Annotated in this window: 19 protein-coding genes; 15 read left to right on the top strand and 4 right to left on the bottom strand. The window is 53.5% G+C overall.

Going from position 1 to position 21,769, the window contains the following annotated elements:
* Positions 1-64: 64 nt before the first annotated feature.
* From M0P74_14025 to M0P74_14040, 4 genes are all read right to left on the bottom strand, one after another.
* On the bottom strand, positions 65-1,306 hold the full coding sequence (locus M0P74_14025) for a beta-ketoacyl-ACP synthase (protein ID MCK9364700.1): 1,242 nt from the start codon (positions 1,304-1,306) through the stop codon (positions 65-67).
* A 51-nt stretch (positions 1,307-1,357) separates the two neighbouring features.
* Positions 1,358-1,783, bottom strand: coding sequence for an acyl-CoA thioesterase (locus M0P74_14030; protein MCK9364701.1), 426 nt, complete (start codon positions 1,781-1,783; stop codon positions 1,358-1,360).
* A 97-nt stretch (positions 1,784-1,880) separates the two neighbouring features.
* A complete protein-coding gene (locus M0P74_14035; GenBank protein MCK9364702.1) occupies positions 1,881-2,720 on the bottom strand; it encodes a hypothetical protein in 840 nt (279 codons plus the stop codon).
* 269 nt (positions 2,721-2,989) lie between these two features.
* The gene (locus M0P74_14040) at positions 2,990-3,475 is read right to left on the bottom strand and encodes a hypothetical protein (GenBank protein MCK9364703.1); all 486 of its coding nucleotides are present in this window, start codon (positions 3,473-3,475) and stop codon (positions 2,990-2,992) included.
* Between M0P74_14040 and M0P74_14045 the strand changes: the two genes are divergently transcribed.
* The 15 genes from M0P74_14045 to dctP all read left to right on the top strand — a co-directional run bounded on the left by M0P74_14045 (position 3,474) and on the right by dctP (position 21,711).
* Positions 3,474-3,701, top strand: coding sequence for a hypothetical protein (locus tag M0P74_14045; protein MCK9364704.1), 228 nt, complete (start codon positions 3,474-3,476; stop codon positions 3,699-3,701). The genes M0P74_14040 and M0P74_14045 overlap by 2 nt on opposite strands.
* A 72-nt stretch (positions 3,702-3,773) precedes the next feature.
* Positions 3,774-4,661 (top strand): lysophospholipid acyltransferase family protein, encoded by an 888-nt coding sequence (locus tag M0P74_14050; GenBank protein MCK9364705.1) that lies wholly within the window; start codon positions 3,774-3,776, stop codon positions 4,659-4,661.
* A gap of 19 nt (positions 4,662-4,680) precedes the next feature.
* The gene (locus M0P74_14055) at positions 4,681-6,405 is read left to right on the top strand and encodes a DegV family protein (protein ID MCK9364706.1); all 1,725 of its coding nucleotides are present in this window, start codon (positions 4,681-4,683) and stop codon (positions 6,403-6,405) included.
* 14 nt (positions 6,406-6,419) lie between these two features.
* A complete protein-coding gene (locus tag M0P74_14060) occupies positions 6,420-7,205 on the top strand; it encodes a 1-acyl-sn-glycerol-3-phosphate acyltransferase (GenBank protein MCK9364707.1) in 786 nt (261 codons plus the stop codon).
* On the top strand, positions 7,202-10,306 hold the full coding sequence (locus M0P74_14065; GenBank protein ID MCK9364708.1) for a methyltransferase domain-containing protein: 3,105 nt from the start codon (positions 7,202-7,204) through the stop codon (positions 10,304-10,306). The genes M0P74_14060 and M0P74_14065 overlap by 4 nt, the downstream gene beginning before the upstream one ends.
* Before the next feature lie 531 nt (positions 10,307-10,837).
* Entirely contained in the window at positions 10,838-11,683 is an 846-nt protein-coding gene (locus M0P74_14070; GenBank protein ID MCK9364709.1) for an SDR family oxidoreductase, read from the top strand.
* A 55-nt stretch (positions 11,684-11,738) separates the two neighbouring features.
* Positions 11,739-12,959 carry an ABC transporter substrate-binding protein gene (locus M0P74_14075; GenBank protein MCK9364710.1) on the top strand — a complete coding sequence of 407 codons (1,221 nt, stop codon included), beginning with the start codon at positions 11,739-11,741 and terminating at the stop codon, positions 12,957-12,959.
* Entirely contained in the window at positions 12,956-13,885 is a 930-nt protein-coding gene (locus tag M0P74_14080; GenBank protein MCK9364711.1) for a branched-chain amino acid ABC transporter permease, read from the top strand. Before M0P74_14075 ends, M0P74_14080 begins: the two co-directional genes overlap by 4 nt.
* Positions 13,882-14,802 (top strand): branched-chain amino acid ABC transporter permease, encoded by a 921-nt coding sequence (locus M0P74_14085; GenBank protein ID MCK9364712.1) that lies wholly within the window; start codon positions 13,882-13,884, stop codon positions 14,800-14,802. The genes M0P74_14080 and M0P74_14085 overlap by 4 nt, the downstream gene beginning before the upstream one ends.
* Complete coding sequence (locus M0P74_14090; protein MCK9364713.1) at positions 14,802-15,542, top strand: ABC transporter ATP-binding protein; 741 nt, start codon at positions 14,802-14,804, stop codon at positions 15,540-15,542. The genes M0P74_14085 and M0P74_14090 overlap by 1 nt, the downstream gene beginning before the upstream one ends.
* Positions 15,539-16,243 (top strand): ABC transporter ATP-binding protein, encoded by a 705-nt coding sequence (locus M0P74_14095; protein ID MCK9364714.1) that lies wholly within the window; start codon positions 15,539-15,541, stop codon positions 16,241-16,243. Before M0P74_14090 ends, M0P74_14095 begins: the two co-directional genes overlap by 4 nt.
* A gap of 60 nt (positions 16,244-16,303) precedes the next feature.
* The gene (locus M0P74_14100; GenBank protein ID MCK9364715.1) at positions 16,304-17,170 is read left to right on the top strand and encodes an alpha/beta hydrolase; all 867 of its coding nucleotides are present in this window, start codon (positions 16,304-16,306) and stop codon (positions 17,168-17,170) included.
* 210 nt (positions 17,171-17,380) lie between these two features.
* A complete protein-coding gene (locus M0P74_14105) occupies positions 17,381-18,550 on the top strand; it encodes an iron-containing alcohol dehydrogenase (protein MCK9364716.1) in 1,170 nt (389 codons plus the stop codon).
* A gap of 75 nt (positions 18,551-18,625) precedes the next feature.
* Positions 18,626-20,266 (top strand): acyl-CoA synthetase, encoded by a 1,641-nt coding sequence (locus M0P74_14110; GenBank protein MCK9364717.1) that lies wholly within the window; start codon positions 18,626-18,628, stop codon positions 20,264-20,266.
* Positions 20,267-20,610: 344 nt separating this feature from the next.
* A complete protein-coding gene (gene dctP / locus M0P74_14115) occupies positions 20,611-21,711 on the top strand; it encodes a TRAP transporter substrate-binding protein DctP (GenBank protein MCK9364718.1) in 1,101 nt (366 codons plus the stop codon).
* Positions 21,712-21,769: the final 58 nt, after the last annotated feature.

Here is a 21,769-nt window from a genome sequence, read left to right on the forward strand (position 1 = left end):
ACGGGGTTCCCCTCTTTATCCATGAAACGAAAATAGAGATATTTTTCAAGAAGTTGTGTATTTTTCAGGGCAGGAAGTTTTTGATCACCAGCGAGGTGTTGACGCCGCCGAAGGCGAAGTTGTTGTTTACCCCCAAGGAAAATCCCCTGTCCAGCGGTTCTTTCATGACGTGGTACAAAAGGGGGAAATCAGGGTCCGGTTCGACAAGATTTACCGTGTGGGACATGAACCCTTCCCGACCCATGAGGATGGCGCAGATGGCCTCGATTGCGCCACTTGCCCCCAAGGTGTGACCCATATTGCCTTTCAGAGCCGTTACCGGCGTCTTTGATCCGTAAACGCTTTGTGTCGCTATGGCTTCCGCTTTATCCCCGCCTTTCGTAGCTGTGGCATGGGCGCAGATATGTTCCACATCTTCCGCCCGGACGCATGCATCTTTCAGCGCCGCGCGCATGCATTCCTCCAGCCCCCCCGGGTCGGAGTCGGTCAAGTGCATGCCGCTTGAATTGGTCCAGTATCCCAAAATCTCGGCATAGATATTCGCACTCCGCCTTCGGGCGTGGTCGTATTCCTCCAATATAAGGCATCCGGCGCCTTCCGAGACAACCAGGCCGTCTCTTGCAACATCAAAGGGCCTGGGCGTTTCATGGGGGCGACCGTTAAAGTTGCTTGAGGTCGCCATAAGAACATCAAAGATGGCGGCATGCATGAAATACATTTCTTCCGCACCGCCAGTGAGCATAATATGGGCTTTCCCATGGGCGATGGCTTCATATCCGAACCCGATACCCTGAGAACCGGACACGCAGGCCGTACAGGAGGCAACAAACGGCCCCCGGCAATGAAACATGGTGGCCAGATTGCTGGCGCAGGTGTGGCTCATGCCCTTCAAGTAGGCAGAGGAAGGAACACCAGCGAGACTTTGATTTTGCACCATACGTCCCATTTGCATGACTTGTTCGCTCGTGCTGCCCGCCGTTGATCCGAAAGAAACACCGCATGTGGGGGAGGCGATTTCGGCTTCACCGATGCCTGAATCTTTAACCGCATCCATGGCCGCCAGTGCGGCCAGTATCGCCACACGCCCCATGCCACGCCGGAAGTGCCTGGGAATGGATGCTTCTTCACCTTCAATGTCGCAAACACCCGCTACTTTCGTTCGCATGCGCTCAATCTTTTCCCAATCAGGCATATACCGGATGCCGCTTTTTCCTGTTTTCAGCGCATCCGTCACATCTTTAACCTTGTTACCGACAGGCGTTCTCAAGCCCATCCCTGTTACGACCACCCGCTGCTTATCACCCATATTCTCGAACGACCTTTTTTTATAACATCTGTTTTTACCGATGTGCGTCCCTTACTTCACATCTTTGCTTAACCACAGCGCCTTTTCCACGTCTTCCGGTATGCGGAATTCCATTTCCATCTCCGGCATTCTGACCGCCGCGTGTTCGCTTCGCCCTGTCGCGCACAAGCGCCCATCACCAAGCAATCTTACCTCGAAATCGATCACCAGCTTCACCTTTGCCTCCCTGATTTGTGCCGAACAGATGAATTCGTCATTGAACTTAAGCGGGAAAAGGTATTTAACGCTGGTACGGATCACCGGGAATATGTAGTGTTTTTCAAGGTTGCGGGGAATAGCAATGCCGCTTTTGCGAAACAGCTCCTGCCGGGCAAGATCAAAATACTTCAGATAGTTGCCATGCCAGACGATCTGGAACATGTCCACGTCATAAAACGAAACCCTGAGCTGCAAGCTTGTACTCCCATTATTGTCCATAACTCTCCAACCTCGTCACCATTTACTGTTTAAATGATTTTTTTGTGTCACATATCATGCCATAAATCAAGGAGCCCGGCGTTCGTCCGACAAACTCTCAGGGTGCGTCAATTTTTCTTTTAAGCAGCGTCGCCCCGTATTTCCTCATAGCCGCATGATATTCCGGTATGTCATGACCGCAGTCCTTGATACGAAACAACTGCACGGTCGGAGGCTGTTTGTTCTCGCATTCATTGGATTCTCGTTCTTTTCCCCTGAACTTGGGAATGACGAATCCAAAAAGATCATACACCTTATCCCTGAATCTTCTGGGAATGATCTCCGTAACAGGATCGTTTTCACCGATATAAACGGTTGCCTCAAAACAATCGGCAGCGCAAAGAGCGGTGGTGAGCTTCTCGTCATAGCCGGTTTCTGTGGAGCCTGGGGCGCCCAGTATGTGAATCTCGCGCGCCATGATCAGAACGGACGCGCCGTTATAATTCTTAAAAACATCGGCAAACAGGCTGTGTAGATCGGCCTTCAGAAACACAAAGACCTTGGCGCTGATATCCCTGTTGAAGAGAGGTATGCCGCGATTAACGCCGATGGCATAGAGAATTTCAAATATCTTCGGCGCCTCTTTGCTGCCTGTAAGAATCAAACTGTATGGGTTTCCCCAGGCGTCCGCCATCCCTTCTTTTAGAGCTTCTTCGGCGTTTTTTGCTGTCTCCCCTATGCCCAGACCCAGAAGGTTCCTGCCAAAAACACAGTTGTTGAGGGTCAGAGCATCCTTTTTATTAAGGAATTCCTCAATGAGACGCTTATCCTCATTGTCCGGCCAGCGGGCGTGGTCTTCACCAAAACGGTCCATCAGACGCTCCAGGGCATCATAGAAGCGCGCCGTTCGTTCCCGATCAGCTCTGCGTTCTTTTAACAGATCCGTTTTTCTGGCCATTACAGGGTCGTCCTTATCATACGTATTGGCCGATGTTTGACAAGGGTTTCCTGAATAGATGGCCGTCACGATCACAGCCAGGCAGGAGACTATGATGATGGTGTTTATTAATCGCGCTTTCGGTTGATCAACTCGACAATGCAAGCTTAATGGCCCCTTCCTCAAGGCATTATGGAATGGCTATGGTTTGTTAGAGCTGGAACAGATGCATCGATCCTCTTTACGAAATTAATATCAATGATATAACCGTAAAAACCGCGCACAAAGGCTTACCACGCCGGCGTAATGCTCATGATTACGCCGCCGACGCCTGCCGAAAAACCTCGTCCTGTGGAGATGACATAGATTTCCTGAGTTTCTTCTCCGTTGGTGCGGGAAAAATAACTTATCGCCCCCGTTGCAACCTCCCACGCCGTTGCGGTTCTTACACCGCCCTTGTAGCGGCCGCCGAAGTTTTCTTCATCAACCCGGCCGATCACCAAGCCAATTCCCCATTGCGCGGATCCGCCGATCATGGCGCCGACACCCAGGCTGTTCAGCAAAACAGGGGCAGCCTGCCGACCGCCGACAAAACTTATTAATCCGTCGCCCGCCATATATTTCACAAAAATCCCTCCTTCGCCGGAAGAGTACGCGAAAACCGCGCCGACACCCATAGAATCTATGACATTGCTCAGGGCAGAGTCTTCCAGCTCAGTTTTTAGCCTTTTTTTCAGTTCATAGCTCACATCGCGGGTGATTTCCATCCGATTCATGAGCAACCTGGCCTCAAACTCGATGGCTTCTCTGGTAAAACCGGCGGCAAAACAGTCAGCGGACAGAAAAGAGATTACCAGTATCATGCCTATATATAAGAAAATCAAACGTCTCATCGGTCAGCACCAACACATTCCTGAAAATATCAAACAAGCAGCCAGTATCTTTAAGATGACTTTTGCAGCGGAAAAACATACATGGCATCTTACTCAAACGGATTTTTGAAATCAATGAAATAGTTTTCCATTAAGCAATATCCGCTGGACAAACTAATTCATTTATGATGATATTTCCACCATGTGGCATTCAGTGAAGATAGTGGCAAACAACCTACTGTACTGGCTCGGGCGCAATTTTGGCATCTGGGTCATCCGGCTTGTGGCGTGGGTCATTGCGGCAGGCTATTTCTTTTTTGCTCCCCAGCGGGTGCGGGCCGGTCTTGCGTTTTATCGAGCGGCTTTTAACGATCGAGGCCGCCTGTTTCATCTGAACTGCGTCTGGCGGCAGTTCCACGATCAGGCGCAAAGCTACTGCGACGAAATTGCCTTTTCTTTCGGCGGTCCCTTGAATTACACGAACGAAGGCCGCGTTCATATAGAGGAGGCAGTCCGAACCGGAAAGGGTGGAATTATCGTCATATCGCATATCGGCAATTGGGGTATCGCCGCCCGCATCCTCAGGCGGGGTGGTTTTAAGGTGATGCTCATCATGGGCGAACGGGAGGCCAGGTTGGTTGCCAAAAAACACCGTGAAGAACTTGAAAAAGCTGGCCTGAAAATCCTTGTCTCCCAACCGGGAGATACGGACTCCCTTTTTACGGGTATAGAAGCCTTGAAATTTATCCGTGGGGGGGGGATTCTTTGTATTGCCGGCGATATAGGCTGGACGGACCCGGGCTCTCGCCTTAAGGCTGCCTTCTTTGGCCGCCCCATTTTTTTACCCGCAGGACCCCACACCCTGGCTTTGGTGTCCGGTGCGCCAATATTGACATTATTCACTTTTCGGCTCGGCAGAGGCAAATACAGGTTCCAAATCCTGCCGCCGAGATATGTCAAAGCGGCGTCGAGAGAAAAAAGAAACGACGCCATCAAGGAGTCGGCGCAAATTTACGCTTCAAATCTGCAGGAGGCTGTGGAACAATACCCCTATCAGTGGCATGTATTTGAATCGTTTTTTGAACGCTAAATTGAATGAGGGATAGTCGATGACGCAGAAACGTTTAATGGAAGCCCTGGCTCTGGGCAGTGAAAAGGTTGTGGCTTGGGCGGATATTCTGGACAGAATAAACGTATTTCCCGTCCCGGACGGCGACACGGGCCGCAATTTGGTTATCAGCCTGGCGCCTTTCAAGCAGAAAAACGCCGTTCTGCCAGATCTCACCAGGGCCTTGATGATGAACGCCCGGGGAAATTCCGGCAATATCGTGGCGTGCTTCATGTCCGGTTTTCTTACCAGCCAGGGAATGACCGATCTGGCAATTCCCTGCCGCAAAGGACGCGATCGGGCATACCAAACTGTACCCGATCCCAAACCTGGCACCATCCTTGAGTTTTTTGACGTCCTCGCTGACTCGTTGCAAAAAAATCCCCAGGACCCTGAGGGGTTGTGGCTGGATCGGGTCATGATCGACCTGGAAGAGGCGGTAAAGGAGACATCCACGGTCCTGCCGGAAATCAGAAAAGCCGGTGTTGTGGATGCCGGCGCCCTGGCCATGTTTGTCTTTTTCGACGCCAGTCTGAAATATCTGGCCGGTCGCGATCCGATGCCCGACGGCCTGGGCGGAAAATTCAAAGATTTTCTCAACCCGGCAGCTCTCTCCGAGGCAAAGGCTGAAGGCTTTTGTGTGGACGCCATTCTCAGGAGAGAAGCGATTAAAGGTGGCTCCTCCAACCTGTCTGCGCTCGGCGAATCCTTATTGATGGTTGAGGACAACGGATATCTGAAACTGCACTTTCACGCCGGAAATACCAGGGAGGCCAAAAAGCGGCTGGAAGGGCTGGGCAATATTGTGGCCTGGGCGGAAGAAGATATGGTCGAGCAGGCCCGCCGTTTCTCCCGTGGGGGGCGCAAACAGGCGATTCATATCATGACCGATGCCGCCGGCTCCATGACGAGGGACGACGCCATTGAACTCAATGTCACCCTGCTGAACAGCTACATTACCGTCGGCGATTTGTGCCTGCCCGAGACCTATCACGATCCCCTCAACATGCTGGCAGCCATGCGCCAAGGGGTTAAGGCCTCCACGTCACAGGCCTCAACCTTTGAAAAGTATCAGCAGTATCAAAAAGTTTTAAGCCTTTTCCCCCGCATCCTTTATCTCTGCGTGGGTTCCGTTTATACAGGAAACTACGGCGTTATTATGGATTGGAAAAAAAAACACGACCCTGAAGGAAGGCTGACAGTAATCGACACCGGCATTGCCTCAGGGAAGCTTGGTCTTGCGGCGCGCGCCGTTGCCGAATTCAGCCTGGATACTGACGATCCCGACGCGGTTATCCGCTATGCCAAAAAGGCTGTGGAAGAGTGTGAAGAATATATTTTTTTAGACAAGCTGCAGTATCTTGTCGCTGGTGGGCGCATGTCCAAAACGGGCGCATTCTTCGGAGACATGCTGCATGTCAAACCAATAGTTACCCCGATGCCTGGAGGCGTCGTCAAGGTGGGCATCGCCAGAAACGCCAACGATCAGTTGACCTTTGCCTTTAAACACCTGAGTGAGTTTATGAATAACCACACCGATGCCGTCATCATGCTGGAATATACGGATAACATGGACTGGATGAAAGACCACGTCGAAGGCCCCATCCGCAAGCAGTATCCTCAGGCACGCATTATTCTTCAGCAGATATCGCTCACGTCCAGCGTTCATATGGGACCGGGCACATGGGCCATTGCTTTTTTACCGAAAAAGACCAGATCCCTTTAGGAGGAAGATTTGCCATGTGGGTGACGTTTGTTCGTCGCATCAAGGGCGCTGTCATGTTGGCCCTCTTCGGACTATTTTTTGTGGGCATCCTCCTGGAACTGGTTTTTGTTTTTCCGGTTTTATGGCTGCTGTCCCGGCTAAGCGGATCCCGGCCCTGCCAGATGCAGAACGTCCACCGTTTTCTGTTCGGAATTTGGCTTTTCCTGCTCAATGTATTCGGCCTTCTTTGTGAAAAACCCCCTATCGGCAGTCTTTATAATGGCCCCTGCCTGATTGTCGCCAATCACCCCGGACTATTCGACGTCCTTTTCCTCATCCGCCGCATCCCGGTGCTGTCCATGATCGTCAAAAGCAGCCTGGCCGTTGATTTACCCCTCGGCAAGATTTTCAAACTGTCCGGCTACATCCCCGCCCCGAAGGCAGGCAATGTGAGCCCCGTCGCCACACTTCTGCAAGCCAGGGACATGATACAGACGGGCTATAAATTCCTGATTTTCCCGGAGGGCACCCGCTCGCCCCAAGGCGGGCTCCACCCCTTCAAGCATGGCCTGTTCAGGCTGGCCCGTATGGCAAACGTACCGATTCAGCCGATGCTCATCAGGAACGATCCGCCCTTCTTCACCCATGGGGACAAGTGGCGCTATCCGCCCTTTGCAACATCCGCTATCCAACTGGAATTCTGGGAGCCGCTGGCGCCTCCCGAATACGGTCAAGAACGGCAGTATGCCGAGAGGCTGGAGACGCGCTACCGGGAAGCCCTGGGATTGACGGTACATGAGGGGAGGCGAGCCAGCGATTGAAGAGATTTACAAAATTGAGGCGCTATTCCCTCCGCTGGCCCTTTGTGATCATCGTCGTCCTGGCCGTCATTGCCCTTGCCTGGAGCACGCAAAAACGCCTCTCGATTGAGACGAATATCATCAATGCCCTGCCCGGCAATGACCCGGTGATTGCCGACGCGCGTTTTGTCATCTCCCATCATCCCCTCCAGGACCGGATCGTCGTCGATCTCAGTTGCCGTCCCCACGATATGGGACTTTTGCTGGAAGGGGCCTCCCTGGTTGAAAAAAGGCTTCGGGAAAGCGGCCTCTTCCGACAAGTCGGTATGGATGAGGCATTCCAGCATTACCCGGAGCTGGCGACGGTCATTTCGCAGCATCTTCCGGTACTGTTCACGGCCAAAGAATTAGATGCAGGCGTCAAACCGCTCCTCGATTTTCAGCAGATGCAGTTACAGCTTCAGACTCAGGCCAATCTACTCCAAAACTTCGAGGGCATCGGCCAAACTGATCTAATCGCCCGAGATCCGCTGGCGTTACGCAACCTGGTACTGAGCCGCCTGGCCCCCCTTGCCCCCGGCAGGGGAATCAAAATTCAACGCGGACGTCTTGTTTCCGCTGACGGCCAGCATCTCCTGCTTATGGCCGAACCGGCGCCCCCTGCCCTTTCCTCTCCCTTTGCGCATCAGGCAGACGCGCTTTTCACTGCAATTTCCGCCTCTCTTGAAAAAACCTATGCGGCAAAAGGCGTCTCTTTTGCCGTAACACCCATGGGCGCCTACCGGGCCGCTCTGGACAATGAAACAGCCGCCAAGAGCGACACCCGGAGGGCCGTGCTTTTTTCCACGCTGGCCATTTGTCTTTTGCTCATCTTCGGCTTTCCCCGGCCGTTCATCGGCATGCTGGCATTATTGCCGGCCCTGGCGGGAACCATCGTGGCTCTTTTCGTTTATTCCCTTTTTGAGAAAAGCATCTCCATGCTGGCTATCGGCTTCGGCGGCGCCATCATTTCCTTTACCGTTGACTATGGCATTGCCTACCTCCTTTTCCTGGATCGTCCCTACGAAACGCACGGCCTGGAAGCATCCCGCGAGGTCTGGACCCTGGGCGCACTGGCCATGCTGACTACAGCAGTCAGCTTTGCCTTCCTGTTTTTGAGCGGATTCCCCGCTCTGACCCAGCTTGGCATCTTTGCCGCCCTGGGCGTTTTATTTACCTTTATTTTCGTTCATGCCGTATATCCCTTCGTTTTTCCCAAAATGCCTGCTGCCCGTCGCCAAAGTTTTGCCCCCTTACGGAAAGCGGTAAAGGCGTTAATGTCTGCAGGGCCGCAGGGAAAAGCCTGGGCGGCGATAGCCTTGTTTGTGGTAATGCTTTTCTTCGCCAAGCCCGTCTTTCATGTTGATCTCAACGCCATGAACTCCATTTCTCCGGAAACAGCCGCGGCGGAAGAGCAGATCAGAAATATCTGGGGCGACGTCCTGAACCGGATTTATATTGTAGTGGAAGGCAGAACATTTGCGGACATCAGGCAAAAAGGGGACAGGCTGGCAACCCAGATTGATGACGAAATGGCGAAGGGAGTGATCTCCACGGCTTTTCTGCCCCCCATGGTTTTTCCGGACAGGCAAAGGGCTGACCAGAATTTTGCCGCCTGGCGCTCCTTCTGGACGCCGGAGCGGATTACCGCACTGGAGAAAAATCTTGAGCTCGCCTCCCGCAAAGCCGGATTCGCCACCGGTGCTTTTGCGCCTTTCTCTGCGCAGATTAAGACGCAGGAGGCTGTTGCGTCGGATATTCCCCAGGCCCTGTATCCGCTTATGGGAATTGTGCGAGACAAGGAAGGAAAGGGCTGGCGAATGTTCGCCACTCTCACGGCGGGACAGCATTATCACGGCGAAACATTCTACAAGCGCTTGACGGCAGAAGGATCGGCAAAAATCTTTGATCCTGCATTCTTTGGAGAGCGCCTCGGCGTTATCATCATGAACGGATTCTTCAAGGTACTAATAATTATCGGCCTTTTGACCTTAGTCATCGTTTTTTTATACCTCCTGGATATTCCCTTGACCCTCATCGCTATAGCGCCTACGGTCTTTTCCCTGGTTTGTACCCTGGGCACCTTGAACCTCATAGGGGCGCCCCTCGGCATTCCGGTCATCATGATTGCCGCCGTCGTTATCGGCATGGGAACGGATTACGCCCTCTATCTGGTCGTTTCCTGGCAGCGCTACATGGACGATGACCACCCGTCCCTGGCGCTGATCCGAATATCCGTATTTCTGTCCTTTGCCACTACTTTTCTGGGTTTCGGCGTGTTGTCCCTGGCAACGCACGTCATGCTGAAGAGCATCGGCCTCACCCTGCTTTTGGGGGTCGGATATTCCTTTCTGGGAGCGGTCACCCTCGTCCCGCCGTTCGCCAAACGTATTTTCGCCACAGCGCCCTGGCCCCAAGGGACCGTCAAGGCAGGATCAAAGGAACATTTTCAACGCGTTTTAAAACGTTATCGCCACATGGAAGCCTATACCCGCATTTTCGCACGGTTTAAAATCCTCTTCGATCCCATGTTCCCCCGGTTGGCAGAATTTGTCGGAAAACCCCGGATAATCTTGGATATCGGTTGCGGTTTCGGCGTCCCCGCCGCTTGGCTCCTTGCCCTTTATCCGGCGGCGCGGGTCATCGGCATTGATCCTGACCGGCGCCGAGTCCACTTTGCCAACCACGTCATTGGCGATCGCGGCGTAATGCAAGTTGGTCACGCTCCGGCAATACCAGAAATACCCGAAAGGGCAGATACGGCACTTCTTCTCGACATGATTCACATGCTCTCCGATGGGGACCTGCAACTCACATTAGAGCGCATCCGCGATCGGATGCTCCCAAGTGGGGAAAGCGTCATGATCCTCCGCTGCATTGTTTCTTCAAAAAATAGTCCCTCCTTGGGACGTTGGCTGGAGGGCACCCGACTGCGTTTTAACGGTGGAGTCGTCCGTTTCCGATCGGCCAATGAGGTCGCTCACGCCTTGACACAAGCCGGGTTCCGGATCACCTTAACCGAACCGTCCTTTTTCAACAAAGAACTTAGCTGGTTCATCGCGGAACCGACGGATTCTAAATAACCCGGTATTCTAAATCAGTTGCCTCATAAATACTGCCTAACGAATGAGCCAATTGCAAAACTCCCAACGCTGTCATTCCCGCAACGATTCTGAGCGGGAATCCAGCTTTTAACTATCTGAAATCATGGATGCCCGACAAAAGCATTCGGGCATGACACGGAGTTTTGCAATTACCTCGAATTAATTCAGTTTCAATATTGCCATTATCAGTTCCAGAACCCAGAATGTGTATTGCTGTAATGTTGCGGGAAAATGTAGCCAAACAACTACAGGTTCAATGCTACACCATGTAGCCAATTGGAAACAAACAAAAAAATAAAAAACGTTCCATTTTACAAGTAACCAAAATGATTACTATATATAAGAAGTCCTGCCCCACTGAATATCTGGCACTCCTTTTGCTTAATTTAACGCCACAGGCAACAATCTGCTGCCACTATTCGAAGAACTTTAGAAAGCAGTTCCACCAGGAGGACGACCCCCAAAAGTGTCGGCTTGTCTGTATTTTTCAGATCATCAGGAGATCAGGTCATGGATGCATACATTAATGAACCGGAAATACGCAAGGAAGACATTTTAAAAATCGATGACGGTGATTTCAATCTGCAGAACGTCTGCATCGTAACCGGCGCCGGCAGCGGCATCGGAAGAGCAACCGCTGTCGCCGCTTCGGTGAACAACCTTATCACCGTCGGCCTTGACGTCGATGAGGCCGCAGGACAGAAGACCCAGGCGCTCGCCCGGCAGCTTGGCGGCCAGATGATCTTCGTCAAAACCGATCTGACCAAAGACAGCGACATAGTCCGCGCCGTTCAGGAAGCGGCGAAACTTGGGAATATCAGATACCTCGCGAACATCGCCGGCATCCAGCATATCGACTCGATCGAAAATTTCCCGATGGCGAAATACGACCTGATGCTGGCGATCATGCTGCGGGCCCCCTTCTATCTCTCCCAATTAGTCACCCCCTTTTTCCATAAAAACCCGGGCGGCAAAGGCGTCATCGGCAACATGAGCTCCGTGCACGGCCATATCTGCACCATCAACAAGCCGGTTTACAACATCACAAAATTCGGACTGCGGGCACTGGCGCAATCCATCGCCGCGGAGGGCGAGGGCCGTATCCGCGCCTTCACGGTCAGCACCGGCTATGTCAAGACACAGCTCGCCCTGAACCAGATCCAGGCACAGGCCGAACAGAGGCACATCACCGCTGAAGAAGTCGTTCGTGACGTGATGATGGGAAAATCGCGAGTAAAAGAGATGATGTCGCCCGTGGAGGTCGGGAACCTTTTCATTCTTGGCTTTTCCCGCTTTGCGTCTTATCTCAACGGCGGCGATCTGCTCTTTGACGGCGGAATGGTGCTGACGTACTGATGATTTTACGATCAGAAAACCGAAAACTGCGTTACTGAGAAAAGGAGGTACTGAGATGAATTTGAAAAGGGCTGTCGTTATTTGTTCAACAATTCTCGCGTTTCTGCTCGGTTTTAGTCTTATCGGCGCAACTGCCGCGGAGCCAATCAAACTGGGCGCCGTCTATCCTCTTGGCGATATCACGGGCGACCAGGGGGTCAAGGCGATGAAACTGGCGGTCAAGGAGATCAACGATGCGGGAGGACTTCTCGGACGTCCCGTCGAGCTGATCGTCATTGACGACGAGATGAAACCTGAAAAAGGTTCCGCTGCCATCGAGAAGCTGGCAACGGTGGACAAGGTGGATATTTTTGTCGGCGGCATGGCAAGCGGCGTGCTTCTGGCCCAGATCCCCATCATGAAAAAATATGAGAAGGTTACCGTCTGGACCGGCGCCGCCTACAACGGCTGCGAAAAGGCCCTCGGGCCCGACGCAAACTGGTTCTTCCATCTCCACCCCTGGGATTATCAGCAGGGAGAGAGTTATGTGGAAGGCTGGGCAGCCGTAACCAAGAAGTACCCGCAGGTGAAAACGACCCGGCAGTTCTGGGCCTATGAGGAAGGCGCCTTCGGTACGGGTTCCTTCAAGGCCAGCAAGACGCTGTACAAAAATGCGGCGATCGAAGGGGAATCATTCAAGAGCGCGGCTGTCGGTGGGGGTGACTACCGGGCCGTCCTGAGACACGCCAAGGAGTTCAACCCGGATCTCTTCATCTGGGTAGGGTATGCCGCCGATGCGTTGCCGATTATGGAACAATCAAAAGAAATAGACTTCAATCCTCCCGTCTTTCTTGGTTCTCCTCCGGGCTGGCCCGCGGATTTCGGCAAATCCCCGCTTGCGGACGGGGTAACGCTTTACGGCATGTGGGCGCCTTCCATCAAGGAGGTAAGTCCTGTCAGCAAACATTTTTGGGATGCCTACATCAAAATGTATCGCGAGGAGCCGGCTACCTACTTCGCCCCCCTGGCCTACACAAATGTGATGTTTGTCGCGGCGGGAATCAAAAAAGCCGGGACATTGGACAAGGCAGCCCTGATCAAGGCGCTGGAGGAAACAAAATATGTCTCCCCGCTTGGCGAAACCCTGACCATAAAACCCAGCAACATCATCAAACATCAGGGATTCACGAAGCAGAAGATACTTCAATGGCAGAATGGGGTTCAACAGGTTATCTGGCCCTTTGAGTTCTCAAAAGCCAAGATAGTTTCTCCGTTCCCGAGTTGGAAAAAAAGATGAAGGAATTGTTCAAACAGAGAATCTGGCAATGGCTCCTGGCAAGCCTGATCCTGGCGGTCGCGCTGGCCTGCTGGAAACCTTACGTACTCGTCGAGGGAATCCAGCGGTCATCTCTTTACGCCATGATCGCGCTTCCCATGGCCCTGGTTCTCGGAATTGTGGGAATCGTCAATCTGGCGCACGGTGAATTCATGATGCTGGGGGCCTACCTGGCCTACTGGCTGAATGTCCATTTCGGTATGGACCCGTTCGTGGCAATGTTTCCCGCCTTTATAGCCTTCGCCGTGATCGGCGTTATCAGTTATCTGACAACCATCAAGTACGTGCTCGGCGCGCCGGAACTTAATCAGCTTTTATTGACGTTCGGTCTGGCAATGATCCTCCAGCAACTGGCGAATCTGGTCTGGACCTCTCAGCCCCTCAAGGTGCATCTGGGGTATGTCTCGGCATCGGCAGCCATCGGTTCGTTTTCGTTCGGCACCTTTGAGTTCGTTTACGTGGCCGCCGCGGCCATCCTTTTGGGAGGGCTGCTTCTCTTTCTGAAATACACCCGACTCGGCCAGGCAGCCCTGGCCGTCGGGCAAAACCCGCGCGGCGCAAAACTGGTCGGCATCAATGTCGATCAGACCTATCTGATCATCTTCAGCCTCTCCATCGCCCTTGTGGGGGCAATCGGGGCGATCTTCATGACCAGGCATTCCATTTTCCCCCTCGTGGGGGGCGCCTACACCTTGAAATCATTTTGTCTCATCGCAATGGCAGGAATGGGAAATCTTGTCGGCATTGCGGTGTTCAGCCTGATCCTCGGCGTCTCGGAGAGTCTTGTCCTCTCTCTCAGGGGGTACGCCGGCTGGGCTGATATCATCTTCTTTGCGCTTATCACAGGTGTCATTATCGTCAGATCCCATCAAAGGCAAATCAGATGAAGACACAGAACCGCTGGATACTTTATGCCGTTGTCACTGCCCTGCTTGTCACGCTTCCCTATTATACCGGGACATACCTGCTGAGCGTCGCCGGGACAATCCTCATCTATCTGGCTCTGGCCCTGAGTTGGGACATGCTTCTGAGGTCCGGTCAGCTCTCCTTCGGCATTGCGGGGTTCTTCGGAATAGGCGGCTATGCGGCCGTCCTCATCTTTATGAATGCCGGCGTGAACCCGCTCGTCAGTATCCTGGCGGGGGGAGCCGCTGCCGGTGTTTTTGCGTTGATTATCGGAACTGCCGTGCTGCAGCTTCGGGGCATGTATTTTGCGATTGTAACCCTGGCGCTGGCGGAGATTTTCCGGGTAATTATCAGGAATCTTCCGGATCTGACAGGCGGTCCCGAGGGGCTGGTTTTGCCAGCCGCTATCTTTTCGGGGGATTCGACCAGTACCTTCTGGCTAATCCTCGCGGTTGCCATAACCGCCGTTATCGCCTCTGAAATATTTCAAAAAAGCCGAATTTTCTTCGCCCTCACCTCAATCAGAAACGACGAAGTTCTGGCCCGGTCGAGCGGCATCAATGTGTTCAAATACTTAGTCATCGTCTTTGCCGTTACCTCGGCAATTCAGGGGATTGCCGGCGGCGCCTATGCCCATGTTCATGGTTTCGTCTCCCCGGAGGGAAGTTTTTCCCTTGACTTCGCCCTGCTTCCGATGGCGATGGCCCTTTTCGGCGGGATGCATACCACTTGGGGGCCGGTTCTGGGGGCGGTTCTGCTGGGAATCGCCGCGGAGTTTCTGAAACTGCAGATTCCCTATGGTCACCTGCTGGTTTACGGAGTCATTATTGTGATCGCAATCATCCTGTTTCCCAAAGGAATTGTGGGGACCATCAGTCAAAAATTGCAGGCAAGGTGATGGCAATTTCAAAGGTACAGACCGCTCCTATTTTACAGATCGAGAACCTGAAGAGACTCTTCGGGGGGCTGGCCGCGCTCAACGGGGCCACCTTCGAGATCCGGGAAAACGAAGTCCTTGGCATTCTGGGGCCCAATGGCGCCGGAAAGACGACCCTGATCAACGTGATTGCCGGCATCTATCTTCCCACGAGCGGAAGGATCTTTTTCGAGGGGCGTGATATCACGAACATTCCGGCCCACCGGATCTGCCGGCTCGGAATCGGCAGGACCTTTCAACTCGCGAAGCCCCTCGAAGATCTGAGCCTGGCGGAAAATGTCATGGTGGGGGCCCTCTTCGGCAGCGGGTGCACCTTGAGAGAGGCAAGAAAAAGATCAGAAGAAACATGCGAGTTTGTGGGTCTCGGGGACGTCCAGCGAGGCATTTCCAAGGTGACCGCGCTGGAAATAAAGAAAATGCAGATTGCCCATGCCCTGGCCGCACGGCCCCGGATTCTTTTTCTCGATGAGGTGATGGCGGGTCTCAACACCGACGAGACCTTCGAGATGATCGAGCTGGTGCGGAAAATTCATGACCGGGGGGTGACGATCGGAATCGTCGAACACGTAATGCGGGTCATCAAGGAATTGACGAATCGGGTGGTAGTCCTGGACTGGGGACAGGTGATCGCGGAAGGGCCGTACGAGGCTGTCTCCGCAAATCCACTTGTCATCAGCGCCTATCTTGGAGAGGAGACATGATGCTCACACTGAGGGAGGTCAACGTCTCGTATGGAAAACTGCACATCCTCTGGGATCTCTCCCTGCAGGTCGGACAGGAGTCGGTCGGCCTTTTCGGGCCTAATGGCGCCGGCAAGACAACCCTGATCAACACCCTTCTGGGGCTCGTCAAACCAACGAGCGGCGAAATCCTCTTTGAAGGCGAAACCCTGCTCGCTTTGAAAACGCACCAGCGGATAAGGCGCGGCATTGCGGTGGTGCCGCAGGAACGGGAGCTTTTCCCGACGCTGACCGTACTCGAAAACCTGATGTCCGGCGCCCTGCATATCCCGAGGGCAAAACAGAAGGCGACGGAACAGCTCGAGACCGTCATCCAGCTCTTTCCCGTACTCAAGGAGCGATTCAAACAACTGGCCGGCACCATGAGCGGTGGACAGCAGCGGATGCTGGCGATCGGCCGCGCCCTGATGGCAGACCCGCGACTCCTCATTCTTGATGAACCTTCGGGGGGACTGCAGCCCAGCCTTGTCTCGGAACTATTCGAGCGGCTCGGAAAGATCAAGGAAAGCGTCGCCATCCTTGTGGCGGAACAAAACGTAAGACAGTGTCTGAAGGCGATAGACAGAGGGTATGTAATCGAAAACGGCCGCGTTGTGATGGAAAAAAACGTCGAAGAACTGACGAACAACGACTACATCCGGAAATCATACCTGGGAATTTGAGTTATTAAACTGCATACCCGCAGAGGGACTGCAGCCGGAATAAACGAAAGGAGAAGCGATATGAGTGAGCCAATCATGATCTCCGGCAAAGGCGACGGGGTTAAACTTCAATTGGCCGAGTGGGGAACAACCGGACAAGTCGTCCTGTGCATTCACGGGATAACGGCCAACTGCCGATGCTGGGATGTGGTCGCTTCTTCCCTGGAAGCAGAGTTCCGCGTCCTCGCGATGGATCTGCGGGGCAGAGGACATTCCGAAAAGCCGGCGACAGGCTACTCCGTTGAACAACACTGCCGGGACATCGCGGCTCTTCAGGACGATCTGGGCCTGAAGCGTCCGGTGATCATGGGGCATTCGCTGGGGGCCTTCATCGCCCTCGCCTTCGCCGCCACTTACCCGGACAGGGTTGAGAGCGTCATCCTCGTGGATGGCGGAGGCGACCTTTCCGCAGAGCAGATGGCCAAGGTCTTTTCCGGGATCAAGCCGGCGCTGGAGCGGCTGGGAAAGGTTTTTCCCTCCGCGGATGCCTATATAGACACCATGAAGCAGGCTCCGTATCTTCAGCCTTGGTCGCCTGCACTGGAGACCTATTGCCGTTACGAGCTTACCGAGGTCGAAGGCGGCGTAAAGGCGAACATCGATCCGCTTCACATTCAGGAAGAGGCAATCAATTTGGGGAAAATGAAAGCGGCCTCCTTTTACAAAAAAATCGCCTGCAAAGTGCTGATCCTGAGGGCGACGAGAGGGCTTCTGGCCGAGGATGACATTCTCCTGCCGGAGGAGGTTGTCGAGAGGATGACGCGGGAAATTCTCACTGCAAAGCGGATTGATATACCGGGAACCAACCATTACAGCATTCTCTTTCAGCCAAACAAGCTGCGTGACGAGGCTATTAAGGGCTTTCTGAGGGAACATTCCCGTTTTTGAGGGTGGGAGGGTGCTGACGCACTTGAGGAAGGCAACAGAGAATAAACCTTCATACCCGGCACGGACACAACGAATGATGAAAATGCTGATTCACAATCAACTGTGATAACAAATGTTTGCATCCATTTTCATATAAAAGTTTAATTTCGTTTGCATTTATATCGACATTTTTCATATAAGCTACATTCACACAATCATAAGGAGGGTTACATGAACGATTCCAGAATCTTTCAAATGCCGTCTGTTGTTCATTTCGGAAGTGGCGCCGCCGCACAGGCCGGGCCCGAGGCTGCACGCCTGGGGGCGAAAAAGGCGCTGCTCGTCACCGACGAAATTCTGATGCAGACAGGCGCCGTAAAGCCGGTAATAGACTCTCTGGGGGCGGCAAACATTGAAACCGTTATTTTTGACAAGATCGCCAGCGAGCCGGTTATCAAGTTTGTCGAAGAAGGACTGCAACTCCTGCGCCAGAAAAAATGCGACGTACTCGTCGCGGTCGGAGGGGGCAGCCCGATAGATACGGCAAAGGCCATTGCCGTGATGGCCGCCAACCCGGGAAAGATAGAAGATTACATGGGCATAGGGAAGATAAAAAATCCGGGAATGCCATTGATCGCCATTCCGACCACAGCCGGCACCGGAAGCGAGGTGACTATTTTCACGATCATTACCGACACGAAACGGGACGTGAAGATGCTGATCGGAAGTCCCCATGTGATGCCCCGGATCGCCTTGGTGGACCCACTGATGACGCTCGGCATGCCCCGCGGTCTTACCGCGGCGACAGGGCTTGACGCCTTGACCCACGCCATCGAGGCCTATGTCTCGCTGAAGGCCCAGCCACTGAGCGATGTCATGGCGCTTTCCGCAATAGAGCGCCTGTTCAAAAACCTTCCCCAGGCATGGGCTAATCCGAACAACATTGAAGCCCGGACGCAGACGCTTCTGGGAGCAATGCAGGCAGGAATCGCCTTCAGCAATGCCTCGGTCGCCCTCGTGCATGGAATGTCCCGGCCGCTCGGCGCCTATTTTCACATTCCTCACGGCCTGAGCAATGCCACGCTGCTGGGGGATGTGATGGAATTCAGCATCATGGGAAACCCCGTCCGGTATGCCCGAATCACCGAGGCAATGGGAGTCGATATAACCGGACTGCTTCCGACAGAAGCCGCCGAAGAGGGAGCAATGCTCATCAAGAAACTGGTTGCCGATCTTGAGGTTCCCTCCATTAAGGAACTGGGCGTGGATAAAAAGAAACTGGACGAGGTTGTCGAGCAAATGGCGAAGGACGCCATCGCCAGCGGCAGCCCCGGAAACAACCCACGGATAGCCACCCCGCAGGAGATTGTCTCCCTATATTACAAGGCTTTCCAGGGCTGATGCTTTCCTTGAACATCTGAAATCAACCGAACCGGCAACCACAGAACAGTGGCACCGAACAATAAGGAGAACAAGATGTTACAGAAGAAGATGTTACAGAAGAAAGATACGTACGAAGAGGTTTATCGGAGTTTTCGCTGGCAGATTCCGGAGCAGTACAATATCGGGGCTGATATCTGCGATAAGTGGGCTGATCAGCGCTATCGCCTTGCCCTTATCTACGATGACGGCAAGGGTCGGACCGAAAAATACACCTTCTGGGATATCAAAAATCTCTCCAACCGGCTGGCCAATGCCCTGCGCGCACACGGGGTCGAGCGGGGCGACCGGGTTGGAATCCTGCTGCCGCAGTGTCCGGAAACGGCAATCGCCCATGTCGCCATCTACAAGCTGGGCGCCATAGCGATTCCGCTGGCAACCCTTTTCGGCCCTGATGCCCTCGAGTATCGTCTGAACAACAGCGGGGCAAAAGCCGTCATCACCGACGGGGATAATCTTGCCAAGGTAACGGCCATCCGTGAGAATCTCCCCGATTTAAAGCTTGTTTTCGTCACTAACGGGAAGCCGGATAACAGCTCCCTCGATTTCTGGGCGACGCTGGAGAAGGGCGCCTCCCGTTTCGAACCCGTGCCGACACTGGCGGATGACCCGGCCCTGATCATCTACACATCGGGAACCACCGGGCCACCCAAAGGGGCTCTGCACGCCCACCGGGTCGTTCTCGGCCATATTCCCGGCGTGGAATTCTTCCATAACTTCTTTCCGAAACAGGATGACGTTTACTGGACACCCTCCGACTGGGCATGGGCGGGAGGATTGCTGGATGTCCTGCTGCCGAGCTGGCATCACGGCGTCCCTGTCTTCGCCTACAGCGCCAAAAAATTCGACCCGGAACAGGCATTTTACTTTATCGCCAAATACGGAGTCCGCAATGCGTTTATCGTGCCGACCGCCCTCAAGATAATGCGCCAGGTGGAAAACCCGAAAGGACGCTACGACTACAGCATGCGAACAATCGGCTCCGGCGGGGAAACGCTGGGAGAGGAACTGCTCAACTGGGGCCGGGAGGTCATGGATCTGCAGATCAACGAATTCTACGGTCAGACCGAGGTAAACCTGGTTGTCGGAAACTGCTGCGAAATCATGCCAATACGACGCGGTTCGATGGGAAAGCCAATTCCCGGCCACCAGGTGGAGGTTGTTGACGAAGAGGGAAACATTGTGCCACCGGGAACAACAGGAGAAATCGCTATCCTCCGTCCCGACCCGGTCATGTTTCTCAACTATTGGCAAAATCCCGAGGCAACCGAGAAAAAATTTGTCGGCGACTGGTCACTGACTGGAGATCTCGGAAAGAAGGATGAGGACGGATACCTGTGGTACATAGCCCGGAAGGACGACGTCATCACCTCCTCCGGTTACCGAATCGGCCCGGCGGAAATCGAGGACTGCCTGCTCCGACATCCGGCTGTGGCTATGTCAGCGGTGATCGGCAAACCCGATCCCGTCCGGACGGAAATCGTAAAGGCCTTTGTTGTCCTTAAACCGGGGGTGCCTGCTTCCAAAGAATTGTCAGTGGAAATTCGGGATTTCATCAGAAACCGTCTGGCCGCCCACGAGTACCCGCGGGAGATAGAGTTTGTTGAAGAGCTTCCTATGACCAGTTCCGGTAAAATCATCCGTGGCGAGCTTCGACGACGTGAAAGCGAAGCTTAATGTTCACAAAGCGAAGCTTAATGTTCACAAAGCGAAGCTTAATGTTCACAAAGCTAAGCTTGATGTTCATAAAGCGAAAAGCAGCGGGCAAAAAACTGAATATCGGTTCTAAAAAAAGATGAAAAGGGGGTGGTGCCGGGAAGCTGTTCACGCGAGAGGGAACGGCGATTGCAGGCATTATTGGCCAATCGCATGCTTCGATCTGAGATGGTGAGGAATCGATTTCAAACAATCGATTCAAAATTTTCTAGTTACGCTGACCCCAATGCCCGGCGTGGGTACAACCAAACATGAAACCATTCAGGATGTTGCGAGTAATTTTACCTAAACATGAGGAGGGAAAGATGAAAAAAAAGTTGATGTTCCTTGTTGTCGTAACGATGGCGGCGTTTTTTTGCGGGAGCTTCGGCCTCGCCACAGCGGCGGACCAACCGATCAAATGGAAGATGGTAACCACCTGGACGCCAGCGATCAACCTGATCGAAGGCGACAAGAATTTTGCCAAATTAGTCAACGAGTTAAGTAACGGACGTCTGCAGATAACCGTCTCCCCTGCCGGCGAACTGGTCCCGGCAACCGCGGTTTTCGACACCGTTTCCAAAGGCGCCGTAGAATGCGGCGGCGACTGGCCATCCTACTGGGCCGGCAAAAACAGCGCCTTCGACCTGCTGGGATCATATCCGATGGGGCTTGGTCAGTACGACATGATCAACTGGTACTACCACGGCGGCGGGAAGCAGGTATTCGACGACCTGTTCGGCAAGTACAACATGATGTACTTCATCACTTCGGTAACCCCAATGGAATCCGGAATCCGAACACGGGTGCCGATCAAGACGCTGGCCGAATACAAGGGGAAAAAGCTCCGGATGTCCGGAAAAGCTCAAGGACACATCCTTCAGAAGCTGGGAGCGGCCCAGGTTATGATCTCCGGCGGCGAAATCTACCAGGCCCTTCAGATGGGCACGCTTGACGGCGCCGAGTTCTGCAGCCCCTCGATCGACTGGAAGATGGGCTTCGCCGAGGTTACCAAGTACAACATCGGTCCCGGCTGGCATCAGCCTTCTTCCGTCATGGGTCTCATGATCAACAAGCAGGCATGGCAAAAACTGCCTGCGGACCTCAAAATCATCGTCGAGAGGGCGGCAATGGCCAACGTCGCCTACATGAGCAGCTGGTACGAGACGGGCAATATAGAGGCCCTGAAGCTCTTCGAGAAGTCCGGCCATAAGATATTCAAACTCTCCACCGCCGATCTCAAGAAGATTGAGGGCTACTCATGGGAATATCTCGTGGAAGAGGCGAAGAAGAACCCGGATTATCAGAAGGCGGCCCTCTCCATGTTCCAGTTTCTCAAAGATTTCCAGCCAACCCGCGATTTTGAGGAACCATTTTCACAGGGACGCAGGCCCTTTACCTGGCCGAAACTCCCCGGTCTGAAGTAAACGGAAAAAGCACCTGGAGCGCCCAGTTTTTTCCGGGCGCTCCAGAAAAATTACAGAA

It is taken from the genome of Syntrophales bacterium, from assembly GCA_023229765.1.
GTDB lineage: Bacteria > Desulfobacterota > Syntrophia > Syntrophales > UBA5619 > DYTH01.

Coding starts and splice junctions, on each gene's coding strand:
- M0P74_14035 (MCK9364702.1), bottom strand. CDS start 2,720: ATGGCCAGAAAAACGGATCTGTTAAAAGAACGCAGAGCTGATCGGGAA.
- M0P74_14100 (MCK9364715.1), top strand. CDS start 16,304: ATGAGTGAGCCAATCATGATCTCCGGCAAAGGCGACGGGGTTAAACTT.
- M0P74_14030 (MCK9364701.1), bottom strand. CDS start 1,783: ATGGACAATAATGGGAGTACAAGCTTGCAGCTCAGGGTTTCGTTTTAT.
- M0P74_14095 (MCK9364714.1), top strand. CDS start 15,539: ATGATGCTCACACTGAGGGAGGTCAACGTCTCGTATGGAAAACTGCAC.
- M0P74_14045 (MCK9364704.1), top strand. CDS start 3,474: ATGAGCAACCTGGCCTCAAACTCGATGGCTTCTCTGGTAAAACCGGCG.
- M0P74_14075 (MCK9364710.1), top strand. CDS start 11,739: ATGAATTTGAAAAGGGCTGTCGTTATTTGTTCAACAATTCTCGCGTTT.
- M0P74_14050 (MCK9364705.1), top strand. CDS start 3,774: ATGTGGCATTCAGTGAAGATAGTGGCAAACAACCTACTGTACTGGCTC.
- M0P74_14055 (MCK9364706.1), top strand. CDS start 4,681: ATGACGCAGAAACGTTTAATGGAAGCCCTGGCTCTGGGCAGTGAAAAG.
- M0P74_14025 (MCK9364700.1), bottom strand. CDS start 1,306: ATGGGTGATAAGCAGCGGGTGGTCGTAACAGGGATGGGCTTGAGAACG.
- M0P74_14085 (MCK9364712.1), top strand. CDS start 13,882: ATGAAGACACAGAACCGCTGGATACTTTATGCCGTTGTCACTGCCCTG.
- M0P74_14105 (MCK9364716.1), top strand. CDS start 17,381: ATGAACGATTCCAGAATCTTTCAAATGCCGTCTGTTGTTCATTTCGGA.
- M0P74_14080 (MCK9364711.1), top strand. CDS start 12,956: ATGAAGGAATTGTTCAAACAGAGAATCTGGCAATGGCTCCTGGCAAGC.
- M0P74_14110 (MCK9364717.1), top strand. CDS start 18,626: ATGTTACAGAAGAAGATGTTACAGAAGAAAGATACGTACGAAGAGGTT.
- dctP (MCK9364718.1), top strand. CDS start 20,611: ATGAAAAAAAAGTTGATGTTCCTTGTTGTCGTAACGATGGCGGCGTTT.
- M0P74_14060 (MCK9364707.1), top strand. CDS start 6,420: ATGTGGGTGACGTTTGTTCGTCGCATCAAGGGCGCTGTCATGTTGGCC.
- M0P74_14090 (MCK9364713.1), top strand. CDS start 14,802: ATGGCAATTTCAAAGGTACAGACCGCTCCTATTTTACAGATCGAGAAC.
- M0P74_14070 (MCK9364709.1), top strand. CDS start 10,838: ATGGATGCATACATTAATGAACCGGAAATACGCAAGGAAGACATTTTA.
- M0P74_14040 (MCK9364703.1), bottom strand. CDS start 3,475: ATGAATCGGATGGAAATCACCCGCGATGTGAGCTATGAACTGAAAAAA.